This window comes from Hymenobacter aquaticus, assembly GCF_004765605.1.
Classification (GTDB): domain Bacteria; phylum Bacteroidota; class Bacteroidia; order Cytophagales; family Hymenobacteraceae; genus Hymenobacter; species Hymenobacter aquaticus.
In genome coordinates this window covers 1,816,014-1,835,832 of sequence record NZ_SRLC01000001.1, presented here as the reverse complement: position 1 = coordinate 1,835,832, position 19,819 = coordinate 1,816,014, and the positions used below count along the sequence as shown (strand labels likewise).

Below are 19,819 nucleotides of genomic sequence, written 5' to 3'. Positions count from 1 at the left end.
CTTTTGAAATCGGCAAAGCGCCTGGCCGGGAGTAGTACCCCGAACTGGGCTGTTGTGACGGATGCAGGCCGGGTTGCGGGGCGGTTTTTAGCGCTTGCCGCGGCTGCTGCCCCGGCTGCCGGCGTTGCCCTTGGGGGCGCGGCTCAGGGTTTTGGCGGCGGGCTTGCGCTTCGAGCCGGGGCCGGTGGCGCGGCCGGGCTTGCCAAAGGGCTTGTCGTCGCCGCCGAAGGCGGGCTTGCCGTTGGCCAGCTTGCGCACCGGCTTGGCGCCACCGGTGGTGGGGCGGCCGGGCCGGGCCGGCTTGGCCCCGGCGGGCTTGCGGGCGGGTTTGGCGTCACCGTCGAAGTCGTCGGCGAAGCGGGCGGGGCGGGTGCTCCACTTGGTGGCGGGCGAGCCCACGCGCTTCTTGGGCAGGGAGGCTTCCTTGGTGCCCGACGACTTTTCGGTCATGGCAAACAGGCCGGCCAGCTCTTTGTCGGTCAGCTCGCGCCAGTCGCCTACGCCGAGGCCCTTGATGCTGATGTTCATGACCCGGATGCGCTCCAGCTGCACGACTTCGTAGCCGAAATGCTCGCACATGCGCCGGATCTGGCGGTTCATGCCCTGGATGAGGGTGATGCGGAAGATGTAGTTGGTTTCCTTCTGCACCTCGCACTTCTGGGTCATGATGCCCATGATGGGCACCCCGTTGCGCATGCCCTCGATAAACTGGTCGCTGATGGGCTTGTCGACCATGACGATGTACTCCTTCTCGTGCTTGTTGCCGGCGCGCAGGATCTTGTTGACGATGTCGCCGTTACTGGTCAGCAGAATCAGGCCCTGGGAGTCTTTATCGAGGCGGCCGATGGGGAAAATCCGCTCACTGTGCTTGATGTAGCGGATGATGTTGTCCTTGACGCTCGTTTCGGTGGTGCTGGTGATGCCCGGCGGCTTGTTGAAGGCAATGTAGATGGCGTCTTCGGGGGCGCGGGGCTCGATGAGGTTGCCGTTGACGATGACCTTGTCCTTGCTGCTGACCTGGGTGCCGATGGTGGCCCGCTTGCCGTTGACGAACACGGTGCCCTGCTCAATGAATTTGTCGGCCTCGCGGCGGGAGCAGACCCCGCTTTCACTGATGTATTTGTTGAGGCGCGTGGTGTCGGAACTGGGCATAGGGCAAACGGCAGCAAAGAGTGAAAACGCCGGCCGGGGTGGCGGGCGGGCCTGCAAGTTACGCAGAAGCTGGGTGGGCCCCACTTCCCTGGCCCCGCATCTGCTTTATGCGCAGAGTCCTCGGGGCAAGGGGGAGCCAGACGACGGTTGCATGGTGCGCGGGTTAGGCAATGGGTGCGGGGTGTTTCGGGTTGGGTACGGGTGTCTTTAGTTGGGTGCGGGGTGTTTTGCATTGGTCACAGGGTATTTCGGCTTGCTTACAGGGTGTTTGGGGTTGGATACGGCGTGTTTTGCATTGGTCGCGCGGTGTTTCGGGTTTCTTGCAATAAGCCCCAGCGGGGCGGCATAGCGGTAGCTGCTGGGGGCCTGCGCGAGAAAAGCCCCCGCGGGGCGACACCTAATCGTAGTACCGATGGTGTCGCCCCGCGGGGGCTTTGGCAACGCTTGAGGCGCGTTTTTCTACCGCTATGCCGCCCCGCTGGGGCTGGCCGGCCAGCTATACGCTCTGCAAATACCCTTCGACTGCGGTGGCCAGCTGCTGGGGCAGCTCGCCGTGGCGGCTGGCGGCCAGCTGCTGGGTGGCGCGGGTGGTGGCGCTGGTATAGACGCCCGTGTGCTGGTCGAAGCGCAGGCTGCCTTGCTCAAACTCCCGCTCCTCGGCCTGAGGCCGGGAGAGCATCGACAGAAAGTCGAGCCTGGTGAGGTGGCCAGCGGCTTTGTCGAAGAGCAGCCAGTGGTAGAGCTGGTCGGGGGCCGCGTCGTCGGGCCGGTCGAGGCGCTTGACTTCCAGGATGCTGGTGGTGGCGTTGTCGAGGAAGAAGAGGGTGCGGTAGGGAATGGGCATTGTGGCTGGGAAGGGGAAATGCTGAAACAGATTATCCAAATACTACTTTACACCTGAAAGCATTTGTCTTAACTCTTGAAAGGCTTTGTCTTTCTCAAGGATGTTGATAGTATTGAAAGTCTGTTCAGCAATGCTTGAGTTAAGTATTTTTATCTTCTTTAACATTGGAATAACATATTTGAGGTAATGCTCGAACTGTTGAGTAATATCTGTATATGAGTTTGCTAGCTTATATCCTGATTTTCCAGAATGGCTTATAACGAACACTCCTTCATATCTTAAGCTTCTTGCTATGTTTCTGGTTCTCTCGTCTGAAGCGTTGCTAGAGAAGTTAGATAAGTAATTAGTTATATCATACGTTGGTATCAGTCTATTTGGATTTACTCGATGGTTTAATATTAGATATTCAAGCATTCTAGCTTCTTCAGGATTGTCTTTGCGCCTTGCACTACTCAGGTGTTCTTTTGCTATGCGAAGCGTTATTTCCGATATTTGAGGGTCTAATTCGCTGTGTTTGAATAATTGTATTTCATCATCTGTTGATTGATATGGAAAGAAATCAACACTCATTCTAGTGTGTAGAATATCAAATATTTCTTGTGCTCTAGCGTGTGTATGACTAGTGCAAAATATTTTTCCTATTGATCCACAAAGTATGTCAGCGAACTGAATCAATTTCTCCTTGCCGATATCATCAGAAATGAAGAAAAATCTATCTTGATGAAAAAGTGAAGGAGAGATACTATTGTTTCTTATGTAAGCTTCCAATTCAAACTGAAAATCTTCTCCTACTTTATCTGCCCATATTGAAAATGATTCATATTTATCGTTATACTTTTTAACAAAAAAATTTTGAAAATATTTATAAAATACTCGTTTGTGTTTTAATCCTTGTGCTTCTGCTAACTTTGACTTGTCAACAACCAATACATCAATAGTGAAATCTAGGTTTTCAACAAGTTGCGATAATATTCGCAGTCTTCTATCAAATAGTTTTTCGCTGATATTTTTGGATTTAATATCATTTCCTAAATTATGATCCTTTGTTATCTTTTTTCTTAGTTCCTCTGCTTTGAGCTTGTCATTGCTGTTTATTATGATCGAGCAATATACAAAATGGGAGAATGTTCCTGGTTTCTCAATATTGAGCGCAGTATTGCCAAATTCATCAATATAAATGTTTGCGTTCTGAGTGTTCATGGGTCCGGGAAATTATAGTCCTTTTAGTTATTCCTAAGCAATAACACCTACAGCGCCACCTTTTCTTCGCCCTTATCCACGCCCAGAATCCACTTCGTGAGGCCGCGCATGTAGGTTTGCTGGTCGTCGTAGAAGCTCATGTGGCTGCCGTTGGGGCAGATCAGGGCGGTGCCGTGCTGCACTTTCTGGGCTACCATGCGCATGTGCTCGGGGTCCATCGTGTCGTATTTGCCGCCGATGCTGAGCACGGGCACCGAGAGTTGGGGCAGGTCGGGCACGCGGTTCCAGTTCACGAGCTTGCCGGCCACGCCAAACTCGCTGGGGCCCTGCATGGTGACGTAGAGCGACTGGTTCATTTTGGCGAAGGAGCGCGTCACGGGCTCAGGCCACTGGTCGAGGGGCAGGCGGCAGATGTGCTCGGCGTAGAAGTTGGGCATGAGCAGCGCCATGTAGCGCGGGTTCTGGAAGTCCTTGCGGGCTTCGATCTGCCGAATTTCGGCCAGCACTTCGGGCTTCAGCTGCTTGGCCAGCACCTGGTCGGCATACTTGCCGTAGTCGGGGCAACTCATCATCATGTTGGAAATGATGAGGCCCTTGAGGTGCTGCTGGTACTTAAAGGCGTACTCGGCGGCCAGGATGCCGCCCCAGCTGTGGCCCAGCAGGTAGAAGTTGTCCTTATCGAGCTTCAGGGCCTGGCGCACCTGCTCGACTTCCTCCACGTAGCGCGGCAGGCTCCACATGGCCGTGTCGCGGGGGTTGTCGGAGTTGCCGCAGCCGAGCTGGTCGTAGTAGATAAACTCGATGCCTTCTTTGGGCAGGAAGCTTTCCATGCACTCGAAGTACTCGTGGGTGGCGCCGGGGCCGCCGTTGAGCAGCAGCACTTTGATGCGCGGGTTATGGCCGAAGCGCTTGGTCCAGATGTTGAACTTGCCCTTGGGCGTGGTGATGGGAATAACCCGCACGCCGCCGTCCTGCACGCCGGTTTCGGCGCTCTGGAAGTAGGCGGCCGGAACGGCCGCCTGATGGGTAGCGGAGCCAGCAGAGGCCGGGGTATCCTGGGCGGTTTGCTGGGAGCAGGCGGCCAGGGTGCTGAGGCCAGCCAGCAGCAGGGCGGCAGGGCGAAAGAACGTGGGGAGCATGGCGGGCAGGGCTGAAAAAAAGTGGAACAAGCCGGTGAGAGGCCGACTGTTAAACCTAGCCATAATTCCCGCCCCGGCCAAAAGCAGCCTCGGCTACGCCTGTTCGGGCAGGGGCACCACGGTGGGCACGGGCGCGGCGGCGAAAAAGCCGCCCACTTCCCGCACTTCGCCGGCGGCTAGGCTGCCCAGCTCGATGCTGCCGATGCGCACCCGCACCAGGCGCAGGGTGGGAAAGCCCACGGCGGCCGTCATCTTGCGCACCTGCCGGAATTTGCCCTCCGTGACAATGATGGACACCCAACTGGTGGGCCCGTGCCGCTCGTCGCGGATTTTGCGGCCCCGCGCGCCCAGGTCGGGGGCCGTTTCCAGGCGGAAAGCCCGGCAGGGCAGGGTCTGGTACTTGTCGCCGTGCAGCCCGATTTCGACGCCCTGCTGGAGCTGGGCCACGGCCTCGTCGGTAATCAGGCCGTCGACCTGGGCGTAGTACTCCTTCTCCACCGATTTGGCCCGGATCTGCTCACTGACTTTGCCGTTGGTGGTGAGCAGCAGCAGACCCTCACTGGCTTCGTCGAGGCGGCCGATGGACATGGTGCCGGCGGGAAAGTCGTGAAGCGCGCCCAGGAGCTTCTTTTTTTTCAGCTCGCACACAAACTGGCTCATGTAGCCCCAGGGCTTATGCACCATAAAGTGGCGGTGGATGATTTCGGGTTCTTCGGGGTTTTCAATCATGGTTTCGATGCGGCTCGTTCTGGGGTGCGCCTCACTCCCGGCCCCTCTCCAAAAAAGGGAATGCGCATCAAGCATTCTTCGGGGAGCCAGACGACTTGTGCACACACGAACGACGCTAGGCAGGCTAGCTACAAAGTTCGCGCTACGGACTGGCTTTACGGCTAATCAGGAATGGCTATTTCTCCTCGGCTAGCCACTGCATGGCCTGGTACTGGCCGGGGCCCACGAAGAGGCGCAGCACGTCGTCCACGATTTTGAGGCCGTTGGCGCTGTTGGTGAGCAGGAGCAGGGTTTCCTGGGTTTGGGGAAAGGTCATGAAGAAGCCGCGGAAGTCGCCGTTGTCGCCCCAGTGCCACTGGGCCGGGCCGTGGCTGGTAGCGGCCAGTCCCGGCCCCCAGGCCCAGCTGATGCTGGCATCGGTGGGGGTGAGGGGCGTGGTGCAGCGGGTGGCGGGGGTGGCGGCGGTGGTCAGTAGCCGGGCGGTGGCGGGCTTCAGGCCCTGGCCCGTCAGCAGGGCCCGCAGGAAGCGGCTGTAGTCGGCGGCGGTGGTCAGCAGGCTAAAGCCGCCGTTGGGCTCCCGGAACCGCTTGACGTCGGTGGGCTGGCCGGCTTTATCGTGGCCGTAGGCAGCGTTCTGCTCGAAGCGGGCTTGCCAGACGAAGGAGCTGTGGGGCATCTTCAGGGGCTTGAAAACCTCCTGCCGGGCCAGTTCTTCGAGCGACTTACCGGTAAGGTGCTCCAGGGTGCGCTGCAGCCACACGTAGCCTTCCCCGGAGTAGCTCCAGCAGCTGTCGGGGGCGAATTTCAACGTCAGCTGCGAGGTTTTCCAGCTTTCGGCCAGGGGGTAATCGGCCCAGTTGGGCAGGCCGGTGGTATGGCCCAGCACCATGCGGGCGGTAATCCGGGTGGCTCGGGGCTCGTTTTGCAGGCGCGGGTAGGGCGCGTAAGTCAGCAGGGGCTGGTCGAGGTCGAAGCGGCCCTGGTCGTGGAGGCGCAGGGCGGTGTAGGCCAGCACCACTTTGCCCAGCGAAGCAGCCTGCATGGTGGTCGTGGCCGTCATCGGGGCCGGGGTGGTGCTGGCCTGCCGCTGCCCGAGGCTGTACTGCCTGGTTTCGCCCTTTCTGGTGTAAACCAGCTGCAAGCCGGTGACGTTTTCGCGCTTGCGCAGGGCTTCCAGCTCGGCTTGCTGGGCCGTGGCAAGAAAGGAGTAGAACAATAAAAACAGGCTGGTAATGAGGAATTTCATAGAATTCGGAAGAGCAGGAAAACGGCTAAGACTAGCGGGGGCGAGCCGCAAATTCGGCTTCGTTCTTTGCCATCTGGGTCAGGTGGCGCTGGCCGTGCTGAGCCAGAAAATACAGGTACTCATACACGTTAATTTTGCCCAGCTCATTCACCGACATGGTCGTTTTATAGAGCACGCCTTCCCCGTTTTTGAGTTGGTTTAGGCTGTTGAGGCACTGGCCGAGCTGGTCTTGCAGCTGGGCGCGTACTTCGGGCAGGGGCTTGGCGCCGGTGGGTTCCATGTGCTCGGGACGCACCCAGGCAAAAGACTTATGCTGCCCAATTTCAGTGAGCTTGTCGCGCTGAAATACGTGGCTGCTCAGCTCAGCCTGCAGGTCGGCGTCGGCAGCATTCAGCAAAGCTTTGCGGGTGGCTTTGGTGATGAGGATGAGTAGATAGTGGTTGGTCAGCCCGATATGCTCCAATACTTCGTCGATGGTCCAGCCCCCGTGTTGCGGGCGGAAAGCGCGCAGCTCGGCCGGTTTATCAAACCACTCGTCCTGCTTGGCAAAGGTTGAGTTCAGACGGTCCCGGATTTCGGTAATTGTGGCCTGGAGCTGCATGAGATGGGTATTCCGGAGGGCTGATTGGAAGTCGAAGGTAGCGGTAAAAGCACCGCGGGCCGCCCCAACCGGAGCGGCCCGCGTTTCGGAAGGTTTTTCCGGTTCGGCAAGGCTTAGCCCAGCGTGTGGTATACGGCCTGCACGTCGTCGTCCTCTTCGAACTTCTCAATCAGGTTCATCACCTCTTCCAGCTGCTCGCCTTCCAGGGTTACGGTCGTGTTGGGCACGCGCTGCAGGTTGGCCGACACCACGTTGAGGTGCTTTTCTTCCAGGGCTTTCTGCATCTGGCCGAAGTCGGTGAAGGCGGTTTCCACCACGATGAAGTCCTTCACGTTGCCGTGCTCGTCTTCTTCCTGGTCGGCGTACACGTCTTCGGCGCCGGCATCAATCAGCTCCAGCTCCAGCTCGTCGAGGTCGAGGCCCTCGGCGGCGAGGCGGAACACGCCCTTGCGGGTAAAGGTGTAGTCTGAGGAGCCGGCCGTGCCCAGGGCGCCGTTGCCCCGGTTGAAGTACATGCGCACGTTGGCCACGGTGCGGGTCGGGTTGTCGGTGGCCGTTTCGATGACGACGGCCACGCCGTGGGGCGCGTAGCCCTCGTACACCACTTCCTGGTAGTCTTTTTCCTCCTTGCTGCTGGCCCGCTTGATGGCGGCTTCCACGCGGTCCTTGGGCATGTTCACGCCCTTGGCGTTCTGCATGGCCGTGCGCAGGCGGGAGTTGGTATCCGGGTTAGGACCACTTTCCTTCACGGCCATTACGATTTCCCGGCCGATGCGGGTAAAGTCCTTGGACATCTTGTCCCAGCGCTTCATCTTCCGGCCTTTGCGGAATTCAAATGCTCTTCCCATCTATAGTGAATGAGTGAAATGGTGAATTTGTGAGTTGTTGAGCTGGGTGGGTGGCCCAGAAAGGGGCTGCAAGTTAGCAGAAAGGGCGGCCGGGCGCAATTGGGAGAATTGTTGATTGTTGGGAGTTGATCGTTAAAACGCATCACAACTTCCAACAATCAACTCCCAACAATCAACAACCAATTAATCCGCCCGCAGGGTGTAGATGCCTTTGTTGCCGGCCGGGTAGCCGATCAGCGTCAGCGTGAGGGTGCGGGCCTTGGGCTGAAACACGAACGAGCCCTGGTCGGAGCGGGCCTGGCCTTTGCTGTCGGTGTAGCGAAAGGTGATTTGGTCGCCGGAGAAGGTAAAGCGGCCGTCCTGGCTGAAGCTCATCGTGCCGCCGTTGCCCGCCAGCTGCAGGCGTTTCTGGTAGGTGCCGTCGGGGTGCAGGGTCAGCGAGCCGCCCACGCCCTGGGCCAGCATCGGCTTGGCGCTGGTTTCCGTATCGACGATGGCGTAGGAGAGGTAGGTGTAGGACCGGAAAAACGAGGCGCTGAGCACCGCCGACTTGGGTTGGGTGCGTTGCTGGGCCTGGGCTGGCCGGCCGCCGACGGTTGCCAGCAGCAGGGCGCTGAAAAGCAGAAGACGAGTAAGCATAAGGCAAGATACGCAGGAAAATGAGGCCGGACCGGGCCGGCGGGCCGGGCACGAATGCCCGGATCAAGCTACATTTCGCCGTTTTCCACCCTCGTTGCCCCTTGCCCATGCCCACGTTTCTGCGCGAATTGATCCGGCCCGCCGCCGAGCTGCCCCAGGCCGATATCTGCCTGGTGGGCCTGCCCCTCGATTTTGGTACCGTGCTGGAAGGCGGCCGGGCCGGGGCCGTGCACGCCCCCGACGCCATCCGCCGGGAGCTGCGCCGCTACCACAAAACCTACAACCTGGAGCACGACGTGGACCTCTCCGCGCTGCGCATCGCCGACGCGGGCAACCTGGCCCTGCTCGACCCCGACCATACTGTAAATCACGCCACCATCCAGCAGCGCCTGGCCGAGCTGCTGGCGCAATACCCGCGGGTAGTCGTGCTGGGCGGCTCCCACGACGGCACCTACAGCACCGTGCGCGGCCTTTCCGATGCCAGCGGCGGGCAGCCCGTGGGCGGCATCAACCTCGACGCCCACGCCGACGTGAAAGACCGGCCCGGCCTCATCAGCAGCGGGACGCCCTTTGGCAAGCTCCTACGGGAAAACGTGCTGGCCGGGGCTCGTTTCACCGAAATCGGCCTGCATTCTAACCTCAACACCAAGGAGGATATCGACTTTCTGCACCAGCAGCAGGCTACCATCGTGCCCCTGGCCCACGTGCAGCAGGATGGCATGGCGCTGTTTATGGAGCGGGCCCTGCGCCGCGCCGCCGCCGGGGGCTCCGCCTTCGTCAGCTTCGACATCGACGGGTGCGCCGAAGCCTACGCCCCGGCCGTGTCGGCACCCAGTGCCGATGGGTTTACGCCCCGGCAGGCCGTGGAAGCGGCTTTCCTGGCCGGCCGGCACCCGGCCGTGCGCCTGTTTGAAGTGGTGGAGCTGAACCCGGTTTTCGACCGGGACAACCAGACGGCCCGGCTGGCCGCTACCATCATTACGGCCTTTATTACGGGGGTGGCGCAGGAAATATCGGGTAAGTAATTTGTTGTGTAATAATGCGTTAATCGAGTAAGGGGCGGCGGCTGGAAAAGAAGTACGAAATAATTCGTGATTAAATACGAAATATTTCGTTGGTTGTGCAGCGGTTCCGGTTTGCGGGCCGTCCGTTGTTCAACTTCTTCCCAACCAGCCTTACTCCCATGAAAAAATTACTTGCCGCTTTCTTGCTCAGCACGGCGGCCCTGCCCGTAGCCGCGCAAACGGCCCCCGCCTTCACCTCGACCTGCGACGAGGGCAAATACTACCACAGCGGCCAGGAGCGCTACTGCGAAACCCGCGACCTGATGATGGCCGTGCCCAAGTCGGGGCCGCTGACGGTGGACGGGCGGCGCAACGGCAGCATCACGGTGAAAAGCTGGGCGGGGCAAGACGTGCGGGTGCGGGCCAAAATAAGCATCTGGGGCGCCGATGCCGCCGCGGCCAAGGCGCAGGCGGCCACCGTGCAGATTTCAACCAGCAACAACCGCCTGCAAGCCGGCCCGGCGGCAGAAGAGGAGCAGCAGTGGGCGGTGAGCTACGAGATATTCGTGCCCGAAAAAACGGCCCTGGACCTGAAAACCCACAACGGCAGCATCAGCCTGAAGGACCTGCGCGGCCCGGTTACGTTCGAGGCCCAGAACGGCTCGGTCACCATTGCCGGGGCGGGCGGCGACGTGCGCGGCCACACCCAGAATGGGGCTCTGAACATCACGCTGGCCGGTAAGAAGTGGGAGGGCAAGGGCCTCGACGTGGCCACTCAGAACGGCCGCATTGCCTGGAAAGTACCGGCCAACTACTCGGCCCAGCTCTACAGCAGCACCCAGCACGGCCCCGTCGACACCGACTTCGATACGGCGGTGAAAGGCAAAATCGGGCGGGAAATAGCCGTGAACCTGGGTCAGGGCGGCGCCCCCGTCAGGGCCGTGACCACCAACGGCGGCATCTCCATCAAGCGCGCCCAGTAACAGCCCAGGCAACGCTTCGCGCCTTACTTGCTTCTAGCTAGATAAGCGGCCCGCCGTTGCGGCCGCCTCAACTTTCACTTCTTCCTTTCTGCGCTATGAAAACCTTTTCCGCGGCCCTGCTGCTGGCCCTGACTACCCTGCCGGCCCTGGCCCAAACCGCTCCCACGTTCACCTCGGCCTGCACCGAGGGCAATACCTACACCAGCCCCAACAGCACCAGGCGCTACTGCGAAATCCGCGAGCTGACCATGCCCGCCCCCGGCGCCCGAAAGCTGACCATCGACGGGCGGGCCAACGGCGGCATCACGGTGAAGGGCTGGGACGGTGCCGACGTGCGCGTCCGGGCCAAAGTGAGCACCTGGGCCAAAACCGATGCCGAGGCCGCGCAGCTCGCCAAAAAGCTGACGATTTCCAGCGCCGGCAACACGCTCCGCGCCCAGGGCCCCGAGCAGAACGACCAGGGTTGGGCGGTAAGCTACGAGGTGTTCGTGCCCCGCAAAACGGCCCTGGCCCTGACCACCGTCAACGGCGGCATCAGCCTGAGCAACCTCGACTCGGAGGTGCAGTTTGAGGCCGTCAACGGGGGCGTGTCGCTCAGCAACGTGTCGGGCCGGGTGAAAGGCCAGACCGTGAACGGCGGGCTGAACATCAGGCTGGCCGGCACCAAGTGGGAAGGCCAGGGCCTCGACGTGACGACCACCAACGGCGGCATCACCTGGGACCTGCCCAAAAACTACTCGGCCCGGCTCTACACCAGCACCATGATGGGCTCCATCAAGGCCGACAACCTGACCGTGACCAAATCGGGCTTCATGCACAAGGAAATTGCCGCCAATCTGGGCCAGGGCGGCGCTTCCCTGAAAGCCGTGACCACCAACGGCGGCATCAAGGTCAACCAGGAATAGCAGCCGCTACTCAGTTTGCAAAAGCAGCTCTTCCGGCCGGCAGAGCTGCTTTTTTTGTGGGCTGCCGGCAAACCCGGCAACTAATTGGCGGCATTTGTGCTTGTGGACAGCAGCGGCCGGCTGGCCGCCTTGCCTTTTCGCCTCGTGCTGCATGAAAATTCCTTTGCTGGCTCTGCTCCTGAGCGTATCGGCCTGGTCGGCCCGGGCCCAGACGGCCCCCGTCTTCACCTTCACCTGCGGCGACGGCACCTTCACCAGCAGCAGCAGTAAGCGCTACTGCGAAACCCGCGACAAAATCCTGCCCGCCCCGGCCGGGCAGGGCATCACCATCGACGGGCGGGCCAACGGCGGCATTACCGTCAAGGGCTGGGATGGTACCGACGTGCGCGTCCGGGCCAAGATTCTGGCCTGGGGCAAAACCGACGAGGAAGCCCGGCAGCTGGGCAAAAGCGTCACCATCATGGCCAAAGACTACACCCTGCGGGCCGAAAGCTCGGAGCCCGGTGAGCTGGGCTGGGCCGTGAGCTACGAGGTGTTCGTGCCCCGCGGCATGGCCCTCACGCTGCGCACCCTCAACGGCGGCATCAACCTGAGCGACTTGCAGGGGGCCGTTACCTTCGAGGCGGCCAACGGCGCCATTTCCCTGACCAACGTGGGCGGCAGCGTGAAGGGCCGCACTGTGAACGGGGGCGTGAAAATCAAGCTGGCCGGGCCCAAATGGGTGGGCGAGGGCCTCGACGTGACGACCCTGAACGGCAGCATCACCTGGACGTTGCCCAAAACCTACTCGGCCCGCGTGTATGCCGCTACCACGGTGGGCTCCATCAGCGCCGGCCGCCTGCCCGTCACCACGTCGGAAACCTTGCAGAAAGTGGTAACCGCCACGCTGGGCCAGGGCGGCGCTTCCCTGCGGGCCGTGACCACCAAAGGCAGCGTCACGCTCACGCAGCTGTAAGCCGAGCAAATAACCACAACCGAAAAGGCCGCGGCAAGCATCTGCTTACTGCGGCCTTTTGCTTGGGGCACCGAGTGAGGATTAGTCGCCCACGCCGCCCTTGCGCCAGCCGGGGTGGCTGGGGCCGGGGCCTACCACGGTGCCGTCGGGCTGCACGCCGTAGTTGTTCTCGTAGTCGTCATACTGGCTGTCGAAGCTGCCGGCGTAGCCGTAGGAAGCCGGGGCGCGGCGGCCGGCCTTCTTTTTCTTCTTCTTGCCGCCCGCCGACAGCAGCGCCACCGCCGTAACGGCCAGCCCGACGCCCGCGCCAATCATGGCCAGCTTGGAGGGCAGCGTGTCGATGGGGGCGCTGGGCACGTACTGCACGCCGGTTTCGTCGGTGCGGGCGGGTTCCAATACGTAGCGGCCGTGGGTGGGCATGGGGAAGTTTTCGGCCAGGGCCGTCAGCCCTTGCTCGGCCTCCGCGCCCTGAATCACGGGGCCGTGGCCGCAGCCGATGGCCTGGGGCCGCAGCGCCGCCAGCGTCTGCACCGAGGCGCGCACCTGCTCCCAGTTGTAGTTGAAGGGCGCGCCGGCCACGCTGATGCGGGGCCGCTGCAGCAGCAGCGCCGGCACCGACTCGTGGTTGGCCGTGGCAAAGGCGTCGGCACCCAGCAGGGTGCGGTCCTTTTCGCGGAACAGGGCAACCTGCCCCGGCGCGTGGCCCGGCACGTGGATCAGTTGCCAGTCGGGGAGGAAGGGCGGGTCCGTGTCCGGGGCGGGCAGCACCTGCACGATGTCGCTGAGCTGAAACGACTGGGGCGGGAAAAACCGGGCCACGAAGGCCAGGGAGCCGCCGCCGTCCACGGTAGGGTCGGCGGGCGGATACACGGCTTTGCCGGTCAGGAAGGGCATTTCCAGGGCGTGGGCCAGCACCGGTACTTTCCAGTGCTCGGCCAGCTCGCGGGCGTTGCCGGCGTGGTCCATGTGGCCGTGGGTCAGGATGATGGCCTCAGGATGAGTGCCGGGATAGAACAGCTTATCGGCGGCGGCAATAACGTCTTTGGCCGCGCCGGGCAGGCCGGTATCAACCAGCACCCACTCGCCGGAGCGGCCGGTTTCTACGAAATACAGGTTGACAAAGCGTTGAATCGTGAGCTGGTGTACGCCAGGAGCTACTTGTTTCATCGGTCGGGGTGTTGGTTGGACGGAAATGGAACTACGCAGAAACCCGGGGTAAGGGTATGGATAAGCCGACTTGGGCGGGTTGTACAGGCCGAGCGCAACGCCACCGCGCCGGTCAGCCTGGCCGCAGTGAAGAACCTGGGCAACCAGGATTCAACCCGACCAGGTCCGTCCAGCAGCGTGTCGAACAGCCTGGTCACGTTGGCACTACGCCGTGGTGGGGTAGGGGCCGTCAGTTATTCGCCGGGCGCGGAATGACCGACGCGGGAAAAATCCCCGCCCGAAACGCCGGCCCCGCCCGCAGTAGCGCAGAAAGGCAAAAAAACTAACTTGCCGCTCCACCCATTCCCTCTCAACTCCCTGCCACCCATGTCCCAGCCGTCTACGCCCGCTTCCCTCGACACGCCCGAGCTCAACCTCGAAGCCACCAGCCAATCCGACCACACCCAAGCGCCCAAGTCGTCTGGCTCCCCCTCGCCCGAGGGCTCTGCGCCTAAAGCAGATGCGGGGCCGGGGGGTGGGGGCCGCCCGATGTACTACGAGTACAAGCCCGAGGAAACGGTGAAAGCCATGCACGGCACCACCCTGCGCTGCAAAACCTGGGAGGCCGAAGCGGCCCTGCGCATGCTGGAAAACAACCTCGACCCGGCCGTAAGCCTCGTCTACGACGAGCTGATCGTGTACGGCGGCGCGGGCCGCGCCGCCCGCAACTGGAAGGAGTACCAAACCATCGTCAAGACCCTCAAGAACCTGGAAGCCGACGAAACCATGCTGGTGCAGTCGGGCAAGGCGGTGGGCGTGCTGCGCACCTGGGCCCACGCCCCGCGCGTGCTCATTGCCAACAGCAACATCGTGCCCGCCTGGAGCACCCAGGAGTACTTCGACGAGCTGGATAAGCTGGGCCTGATGATGTACGGGCAGATGACGGCCGGCTCCTGGATTTACATTGCCACCCAGGGCATCCTGCAAGGAACCTACGAAACCTTCGCCGCCGTGGCCGACCAGCACTTTGCGGGCACCCTGGCCGGCACCGTCACCATTACCGCCGGCCTGGGCGGCATGTCGGGCGCGCAGCCCCTGGCCGTGACCATGAACGACGGCGTGTGCCTGGTCATCGAGCCCATCGACGCCCGCGTGAAACAGAAGGTGCAGGAAGGCTACCTCGACGAGCAGGCCCGCGACCTAAACCACGCCCTGGCGCTGTGCGAGCAGTACAAGCAGGCGCGCCAGGGCTGGAGCATCGGCCTGACCGGCAACGCCGCCACGGTATTGCCCGAGCTGCTGGCCCGGGGCTACAAGGCCGACATCGTGACGGACCAAACCTCGGCCCACGACCTGATGGACTACATTCCCGAGGGCGACATCACGCAGGTATTGGCGCTGCGCAAAAACAACCCCGAGGAGTTCAAGCGCCAGGCCCTGGCCTCCATCGTGAAGCACTGCCAGGCCATCATCGACATGCAGGCCGGCGGCAGCGTGGCCCTCGACTACGGCAACAACCTGCGCGGGCAGGCCGAAAAAGGCGGCCTGCAAGTGCGCGACGAACACGGGCAGTTCCTCTACCCCGGCTTCGTGCCCGCGTATATCCGGCCTTTATTCTGTGAAGGAAAAGGACCTTTCCGCTGGGTTGCGCTGAGCGGCGACCAGCAGGATATTCTGCGCATCGACCGCGCCCTGCTCGAAACGTTTCCTGACAATAAAATGCTGGCTCGCTGGATTGAGAAGGCTCAGGCTAAGGTCCCGTGTATCGGCCTGCCCGCCCGCGTGTGCTGGCTGGGCTACGGCGAGCGGGAAAAGTTCGGCCTGGTCATCAACGACCTGGTGGCCCGCGGCGAAGTCTCGGCCCCCATCGTCATCGGCCGGGACCACCTCGACTGCGGCTCCGTGGCCTCGCCCAACCGCGAAACCGAGGGCATGAAGGACGGCTCCGACGCCGTGGCCGACTGGCCCCTGCTCAACGCCCTGGCCAACACCGCCTCCGGCGCCGACTGGGTGAGCCTGCACAACGGCGGCGGCGTGGGCATCGGCAACAGCACCCACTCCGGCATGGTGATAGTAGCCACCGGTACCCCCGAAAAAGCCGAGCGCCTGCGCCGCGTCCTCACCACCGACCCCGGCATGGGCGTCTTCCGCCACGCCGACGCGGGCTACGAGCTGGCCCAGCAGGTAGCCCAGGAACGCGGGGTGAAGATTCCTTAAAGTGAAATAACAAGCCACTACTTTCATAAGCGGCGGAGTAACTTTGTGGAAAAAATCACGGATAATGTAGATGCATTTGAAACAAAAAAATAAATTAAAAATGACTCAAGTTGTAACGCTTAAACAGACTGAAAATGCCTTCGTTCCTGCAAAAGAAATTTCGGATCCAAAGAAGTTTGCAGGAAGAGGTGAATATGTTAGAGATGCATACTTGGCATTGATGTCAGAGGGAGGTAATATTGCTATAGTCGGCAATAGAGGGATTGGTAAGTCCTCATTAGCAAGGCAGATAATTAAAATTAGCCAAGGGGATAATGAGCTGTTAAGCAAGCTTAATATTCACCATGATGAAAAACTTGATTATTTGAGCGTGTATTTAGCTTGTGGTAACTCCATTCAAAATACTGAACAGCTAATGGAGCGACTTCTTACCACTAGAGCGTGCCTTGCTGAATGGATTTATGAAATACCTTCTGCTAGTAAAGAAATCAGTAAGCTAACTGGTGGTGCGAATATTGGAGTGGCGAAAATAGGTGGTGATGACACAGATGAATCTACTAAGAACGCAGCTTTGCAAAAGCATTCCATAGAATCAGTATTCATAAACGTTCTATATGATTTGCAAAAAAGTAGTGTAGCAAAAAACGGTATATTGATCGTAATTGATGAATTCGATCAGATAGTTGACCCGACAGGGTTTGCTTCATTGCTTAAATCTTGTGCGACTAACCTTCCTTATTTAAAGTTCTGTATTATTGGGGTAGCTCAAGATATACATAATTTGATGAAGGAGCATCAAAGTGCTGATAGATTGTTTGCGGGTAGTGTTATAAATCTGCCCTCTATGAATGATGATGAGCTAGAGGAAATTATTAATAATGCGGAACTTTCTATCAATAATCTTATATCGTTTAATGACGATGCCAAAAGGAGAATTATTACGTTGGCTAATGGTCACCCATATATTGTCCATCTCATAGGTAAACAGGCTTTTAGATCTGCTTACTTTGAGGGAAGGTATGAAGAATTAAACGAGGATTATGTAGATGAAGTGCTGAAATCTATTGCGGAGAAAGAAGCTGATCCAGTTTTGGAAGGCAGATATAAGAAGGCAGTAGCTTCCTCTAGATCAAGAGAAACGGTACTCAAGGTTTTATCTAGTAATGTAAGAACTGATGGCGAAATTTATACTACGGATGCTTACAAACTAGCTATTGAACAAGATGTTGATAATCCAAGTCAGTATGTTGGGCACTTGGTTACTGAAGAATATGGAGCTGAGCTTGTTAAACTTAGAGATAAACACTATAGATTCAAGGATTCATTGTTTCAAACATACGTTAGGGCTAGACCTATACTTTTTACCCAGCCAAATCCTGCCTCAGAATAAATACCAGATACATAGTCTAATGCAGAACTGACTTTTCTTTACTAAGCTGGACTTCGTTGTAATATCATTATCTGTTAGAACGAACAACGCCGCCCGAGGAAACTCCGGCGGCGTTGTTCGTTCTATCGGGAACCAGCCCATTTTCCTGCCAGCAAAGCCTATAACCACCGGCTCACGCCCGGGAAAAGCCCCCAGCCCTCCCAGAACTCTGGAAGGCCCGCCGGAAAACTTCGGCTGCCCATCCAGACTTCTGTTTTAGGTTCCGGAGTTTTCGGGTCGGCCTTCCAGAGTTCTGGATGGGCGACCCGAAAACTCCGGGGTGTATTCCAGAGCTCTGGACGGGGCTCCGGAAAAAAGCGGAGGGCTTTCCAGAGCTCTGGATGATGGCCCGGAAAACCTGGGCGGCAGGAACAGAGCTCTGAACGGAGAACCGGCGTTTTTCGGTAGGATTTCCAGCGGATTCTTAGTAGCTAGGCAGGAGTTCAATCTTCACTTACTTACTGATTTATGTTATCCTTTGAAAAGATTTTCGGCGACTGGTTCGCCGACGACGCCATCAGCTTTGAGGAGCTGGAGGCGGGCACCCGCGACCACCTGGAACGGCTGCGCCAGGGCAACGACCACGACCGTTTCGCGGCCCTGATTGCGGCTACCGAGACCTGCTACGAGGCGTATTTCGGGCAGCGCAGCCAGGCGGGTACGGCCCACAGTGGGGGCAAGGGCACCACCCTGACCCTGGGCACGGCCCGGCAGCAGCTGGTGGACTGGCTGGTGGGCGCCGGCCGCGAATACGTCAACTACAAGCTCAAGGACAAGGCCCAGCGCCTGCGCTTCTACCCCAATGGCGCCGATGAGTACCACCAGGCCGACCACCCCGCCTGGCCCGGCCTGCTGGAGCGCTACGACACGGCCCTCACGGAAGTAGGGCAGGGGTTCGAGGCCGACTTCAAGGCCACCTACACCCAGCACCGCGACGCGCTGCTGGGCGCCCTCACCGCGCAGACGGGGCAGAAGAAGGCCCAGGCCGACGCCCGCGTGGGCACCCACGCCGAGCGCGACCTGCTCACGCGCCAGCTCTCGCGCAACGCCCGCACCCTGGGCCTGGTCTTCGACGAGCACCCCGAGCAGGCCGGCACCTACTTCGATAAGAAGTACTTCAACCAGCACCAGCCCGCCGCCAAAGTCCCGGCCGGAAAGCCGGTGTCGCCCTCCCTGGGCTAGTTCGTTCCGCCGCGCCCCCTCTATCCTCACTATCCTACTTGCAGCTACCCAGCGCCCGGTTTCCTTCGCGGAAGCCGGGCGTTTTTGTGGGCGGGCCGGGGCCGGGTCAGGTGCGCATTATTCGCGGCAAAAAAGCAAAACCGCCTCGCCGCTGTTTAACCACCTGCGGCGGCGTAGGGCCGGCGCGCATTCCACACAACCTTTCCCGACTATGAACATTGGAATTATTGGGGCCGGCCACATCGGCAGCGCCCTCGCCGTGCGGCTCACCAGCCTCGGCCACTCGGTATACATTGCCAACTCCCGCGGGCCGGAAACCCTGAAGGAGGTGGAGCAGAAGACGGGCGCCAAGGCCGTAACGGCCGAGCAGGCCGCCCAGCACGGCACCGACCTCATCGTGGTAACCATCCCGCTCAAGAACATTCCCGACCTGCCCAAAAACCTGCTGGCCAGCGTCCCTCAGGATACGCCCATCATCGACACCAGCAACTACTACCCCATGCTGCGCGACGGCCAGATTCCGGAGCTGGAAACCGGCAGCCTGACCGAGAGCGAGTGGGTGCAGCAGCACCTGGGCCGCCCGGTGGTGAAGGTGTTCAACAACATCTACGCCGACCACCTGCAGAACAAAGGGGTAGCCGCCGGCACGCCGGGCCGCATTTCGCTGCCCGTGGCCTCCGACGACAGCGCCGCCAAGCAGAAAGTCATGCAGCTGGTCGATGAGCTGGGCTTCGACGCCGTGGACGACGGCACCCTGCACGAGTCGTGGCGGCAGCAGCCCGGCACGCCCTCCTACGGCGCCGACCTGCCCGCCGACCAGCTGCGCGAGCACCTGGCCAGCCTGGGCACCGAGCGCACCGAGGCCCAGCACGCCGAGTTCAAGGCCAACCACGCCCGCACCGAGCAGGCCATGGCCGACCAGGGCATCAAGCTGAAATAGCCGCCGCCCGGTAGCGGCGGCTACTTTGAAAGCAGAGTTATAATCTACTGCCGCCAGAAACGTCATGCTGATCCCCGCGAAATAACTTTACCACAGTAGTAATGAAAGTTACTTTGGCGGTAGAGATGCTTCGCGGGGCTCAGCATGACGTTTTGGTTTGTTCCTTTTTTGCCGCCGCTGGAAACTGTTGCCCACCGGCGCCGACCGTGGTCCGGTGGTTTTGCTATCTTAGGCCTGCTGCCGAACGTGCGTTACTACTCCATGATCTACTTACCCGTCTTTGCTAAAGGCAGCCCGCTTTGAGTACCAACTCAAAGCCCCATGAAACGAGTAAAGAAACTCCGGCAAGCCTTTGGCACCGTGGACGAAGGACCCTTTGTAGCCTTCCCCGCCAAGTTTTCCAACGTGCAGGTGTCGCGCGTGGTGTTCGGAGAAGCCCGCGGCTGTGCCGTCTGCTTCCCGCATGGCCCCGAAACGAACAACGCCACCTTGGCCAAGCAACAGCGAACCTGGAAGCAGTTCCGCCGCAACCAATGGAAGTCCTAGGTTTCCGGCTTCTACAGAATCGGCGCCGCCCCGGGAAACCGGGGCGGCGCTTTGCGTTTTACGGCGCATGAAGTGGCATGCCAGCCCGGGCCCCGCTACTTTTGGCCCGCTACC

General features: G+C 60.2%; 19 protein-coding genes. 9 read left to right on the top strand and 10 right to left on the bottom strand.

The window, feature by feature from the left end; all coding sequences use genetic code 11:
- Positions 1-87: 87 nt before the first annotated feature.
- The 9 genes from rluF to E5K00_RS07560 form a co-directional block, all read right to left on the bottom strand.
- Positions 88-1,152 carry a 23S rRNA pseudouridine(2604) synthase RluF gene (gene rluF, locus E5K00_RS07600; RefSeq protein WP_135462633.1) on the bottom strand — a complete coding sequence of 355 codons (1,065 nt, stop codon included), beginning with the start codon at positions 1,150-1,152 and terminating at the stop codon, positions 88-90.
- A gap of 496 nt (positions 1,153-1,648) precedes the next feature.
- A complete protein-coding gene (locus tag E5K00_RS07595) occupies positions 1,649-1,996 on the bottom strand; it encodes a hypothetical protein (protein WP_135462632.1) in 348 nt (115 codons plus the stop codon).
- A 42-nt stretch (positions 1,997-2,038) separates the two neighbouring features.
- A complete protein-coding gene (locus E5K00_RS07590; protein ID WP_135462631.1) occupies positions 2,039-3,196 on the bottom strand; it encodes a DUF3800 domain-containing protein in 1,158 nt (385 codons plus the stop codon).
- A gap of 47 nt (positions 3,197-3,243) precedes the next feature.
- Positions 3,244-4,335 carry a proline iminopeptidase-family hydrolase gene (locus tag E5K00_RS07585; RefSeq protein ID WP_135462630.1) on the bottom strand — a complete coding sequence of 364 codons (1,092 nt, stop codon included), beginning with the start codon at positions 4,333-4,335 and terminating at the stop codon, positions 3,244-3,246.
- 93 nt (positions 4,336-4,428) lie between these two features.
- Complete coding sequence (locus E5K00_RS07580) at positions 4,429-5,064, bottom strand: pseudouridine synthase (protein ID WP_135462629.1); 636 nt, start codon at positions 5,062-5,064, stop codon at positions 4,429-4,431.
- A gap of 175 nt (positions 5,065-5,239) precedes the next feature.
- Complete coding sequence (locus tag E5K00_RS07575) at positions 5,240-6,310, bottom strand: serine hydrolase domain-containing protein (RefSeq protein WP_135462628.1); 1,071 nt, start codon at positions 6,308-6,310, stop codon at positions 5,240-5,242.
- Between the two features lie 31 nt (positions 6,311-6,341).
- Positions 6,342-6,911 (bottom strand): DinB family protein, encoded by a 570-nt coding sequence (locus E5K00_RS07570; protein WP_135462627.1) that lies wholly within the window; start codon positions 6,909-6,911, stop codon positions 6,342-6,344.
- Between the two features lie 113 nt (positions 6,912-7,024).
- Entirely contained in the window at positions 7,025-7,759 is a 735-nt protein-coding gene (locus E5K00_RS07565; protein ID WP_135462626.1) for a YebC/PmpR family DNA-binding transcriptional regulator, read from the bottom strand.
- A gap of 183 nt (positions 7,760-7,942) precedes the next feature.
- Positions 7,943-8,398, bottom strand: a complete 456-nt coding sequence (locus E5K00_RS07560) for a hypothetical protein (protein WP_135462625.1) — start codon at positions 8,396-8,398, stop codon at positions 7,943-7,945.
- Between the two features lie 107 nt (positions 8,399-8,505).
- Between E5K00_RS07560 and E5K00_RS07555 the strand changes: the two genes are divergently transcribed.
- The 4 genes from E5K00_RS07555 (at position 8,506) to E5K00_RS07540 (ending at position 12,245) form a co-directional block, all read left to right on the top strand.
- The gene (locus E5K00_RS07555) at positions 8,506-9,423 is read left to right on the top strand and encodes an arginase family protein (protein WP_167856791.1); all 918 of its coding nucleotides are present in this window, start codon (positions 8,506-8,508) and stop codon (positions 9,421-9,423) included.
- A gap of 158 nt (positions 9,424-9,581) precedes the next feature.
- Positions 9,582-10,385 carry a DUF4097 family beta strand repeat-containing protein gene (locus E5K00_RS07550; RefSeq protein ID WP_135462623.1) on the top strand — a complete coding sequence of 268 codons (804 nt, stop codon included), beginning with the start codon at positions 9,582-9,584 and terminating at the stop codon, positions 10,383-10,385.
- A gap of 95 nt (positions 10,386-10,480) precedes the next feature.
- A complete protein-coding gene (locus tag E5K00_RS07545) occupies positions 10,481-11,290 on the top strand; it encodes a DUF4097 family beta strand repeat-containing protein (protein WP_135462622.1) in 810 nt (269 codons plus the stop codon).
- 151 nt (positions 11,291-11,441) lie between these two features.
- On the top strand, positions 11,442-12,245 hold the full coding sequence (locus E5K00_RS07540) for a DUF4097 family beta strand repeat-containing protein (protein WP_135462621.1): 804 nt from the start codon (positions 11,442-11,444) through the stop codon (positions 12,243-12,245).
- Positions 12,246-12,326: 81 nt separating this feature from the next.
- Here the strand turns inward: E5K00_RS07540 and E5K00_RS07535 are convergent, their stop codons facing one another.
- The gene (locus tag E5K00_RS07535) at positions 12,327-13,412 is read right to left on the bottom strand and encodes an MBL fold metallo-hydrolase (protein ID WP_135462620.1); all 1,086 of its coding nucleotides are present in this window, start codon (positions 13,410-13,412) and stop codon (positions 12,327-12,329) included.
- 366 nt (positions 13,413-13,778) lie between these two features.
- On the opposite strand from E5K00_RS07535, the gene hutU reads away from it, so the two are divergent.
- The 5 genes from hutU to E5K00_RS07510 all read left to right on the top strand — a co-directional run bounded on the left by hutU (position 13,779) and on the right by E5K00_RS07510 (position 19,705).
- Positions 13,779-15,608 carry a urocanate hydratase gene (gene hutU, locus E5K00_RS07530; RefSeq protein ID WP_210114284.1) on the top strand — a complete coding sequence of 610 codons (1,830 nt, stop codon included), beginning with the start codon at positions 13,779-13,781 and terminating at the stop codon, positions 15,606-15,608.
- 76 nt (positions 15,609-15,684) lie between these two features.
- Positions 15,685-16,998, top strand: a complete 1,314-nt coding sequence (locus E5K00_RS07525) for an nSTAND1 domain-containing NTPase (protein WP_135462619.1) — start codon at positions 15,685-15,687, stop codon at positions 16,996-16,998.
- 507 nt (positions 16,999-17,505) lie between these two features.
- Positions 17,506-18,219 carry a hypothetical protein gene (locus E5K00_RS07520; RefSeq protein ID WP_135462618.1) on the top strand — a complete coding sequence of 238 codons (714 nt, stop codon included), beginning with the start codon at positions 17,506-17,508 and terminating at the stop codon, positions 18,217-18,219.
- Entirely contained in the window at positions 18,143-19,159 is a 1,017-nt protein-coding gene (locus E5K00_RS07515) for an NADPH-dependent F420 reductase (protein ID WP_317128880.1), read from the top strand. Before E5K00_RS07520 ends, E5K00_RS07515 begins: the two co-directional genes overlap by 77 nt.
- 321 nt (positions 19,160-19,480) lie before the next feature.
- On the top strand, positions 19,481-19,705 hold the full coding sequence (locus E5K00_RS07510) for a phosphate ABC transporter substrate-binding protein (protein WP_135462616.1): 225 nt from the start codon (positions 19,481-19,483) through the stop codon (positions 19,703-19,705).
- The last annotated feature ends 114 nt before the right edge of the window (positions 19,706-19,819 follow it).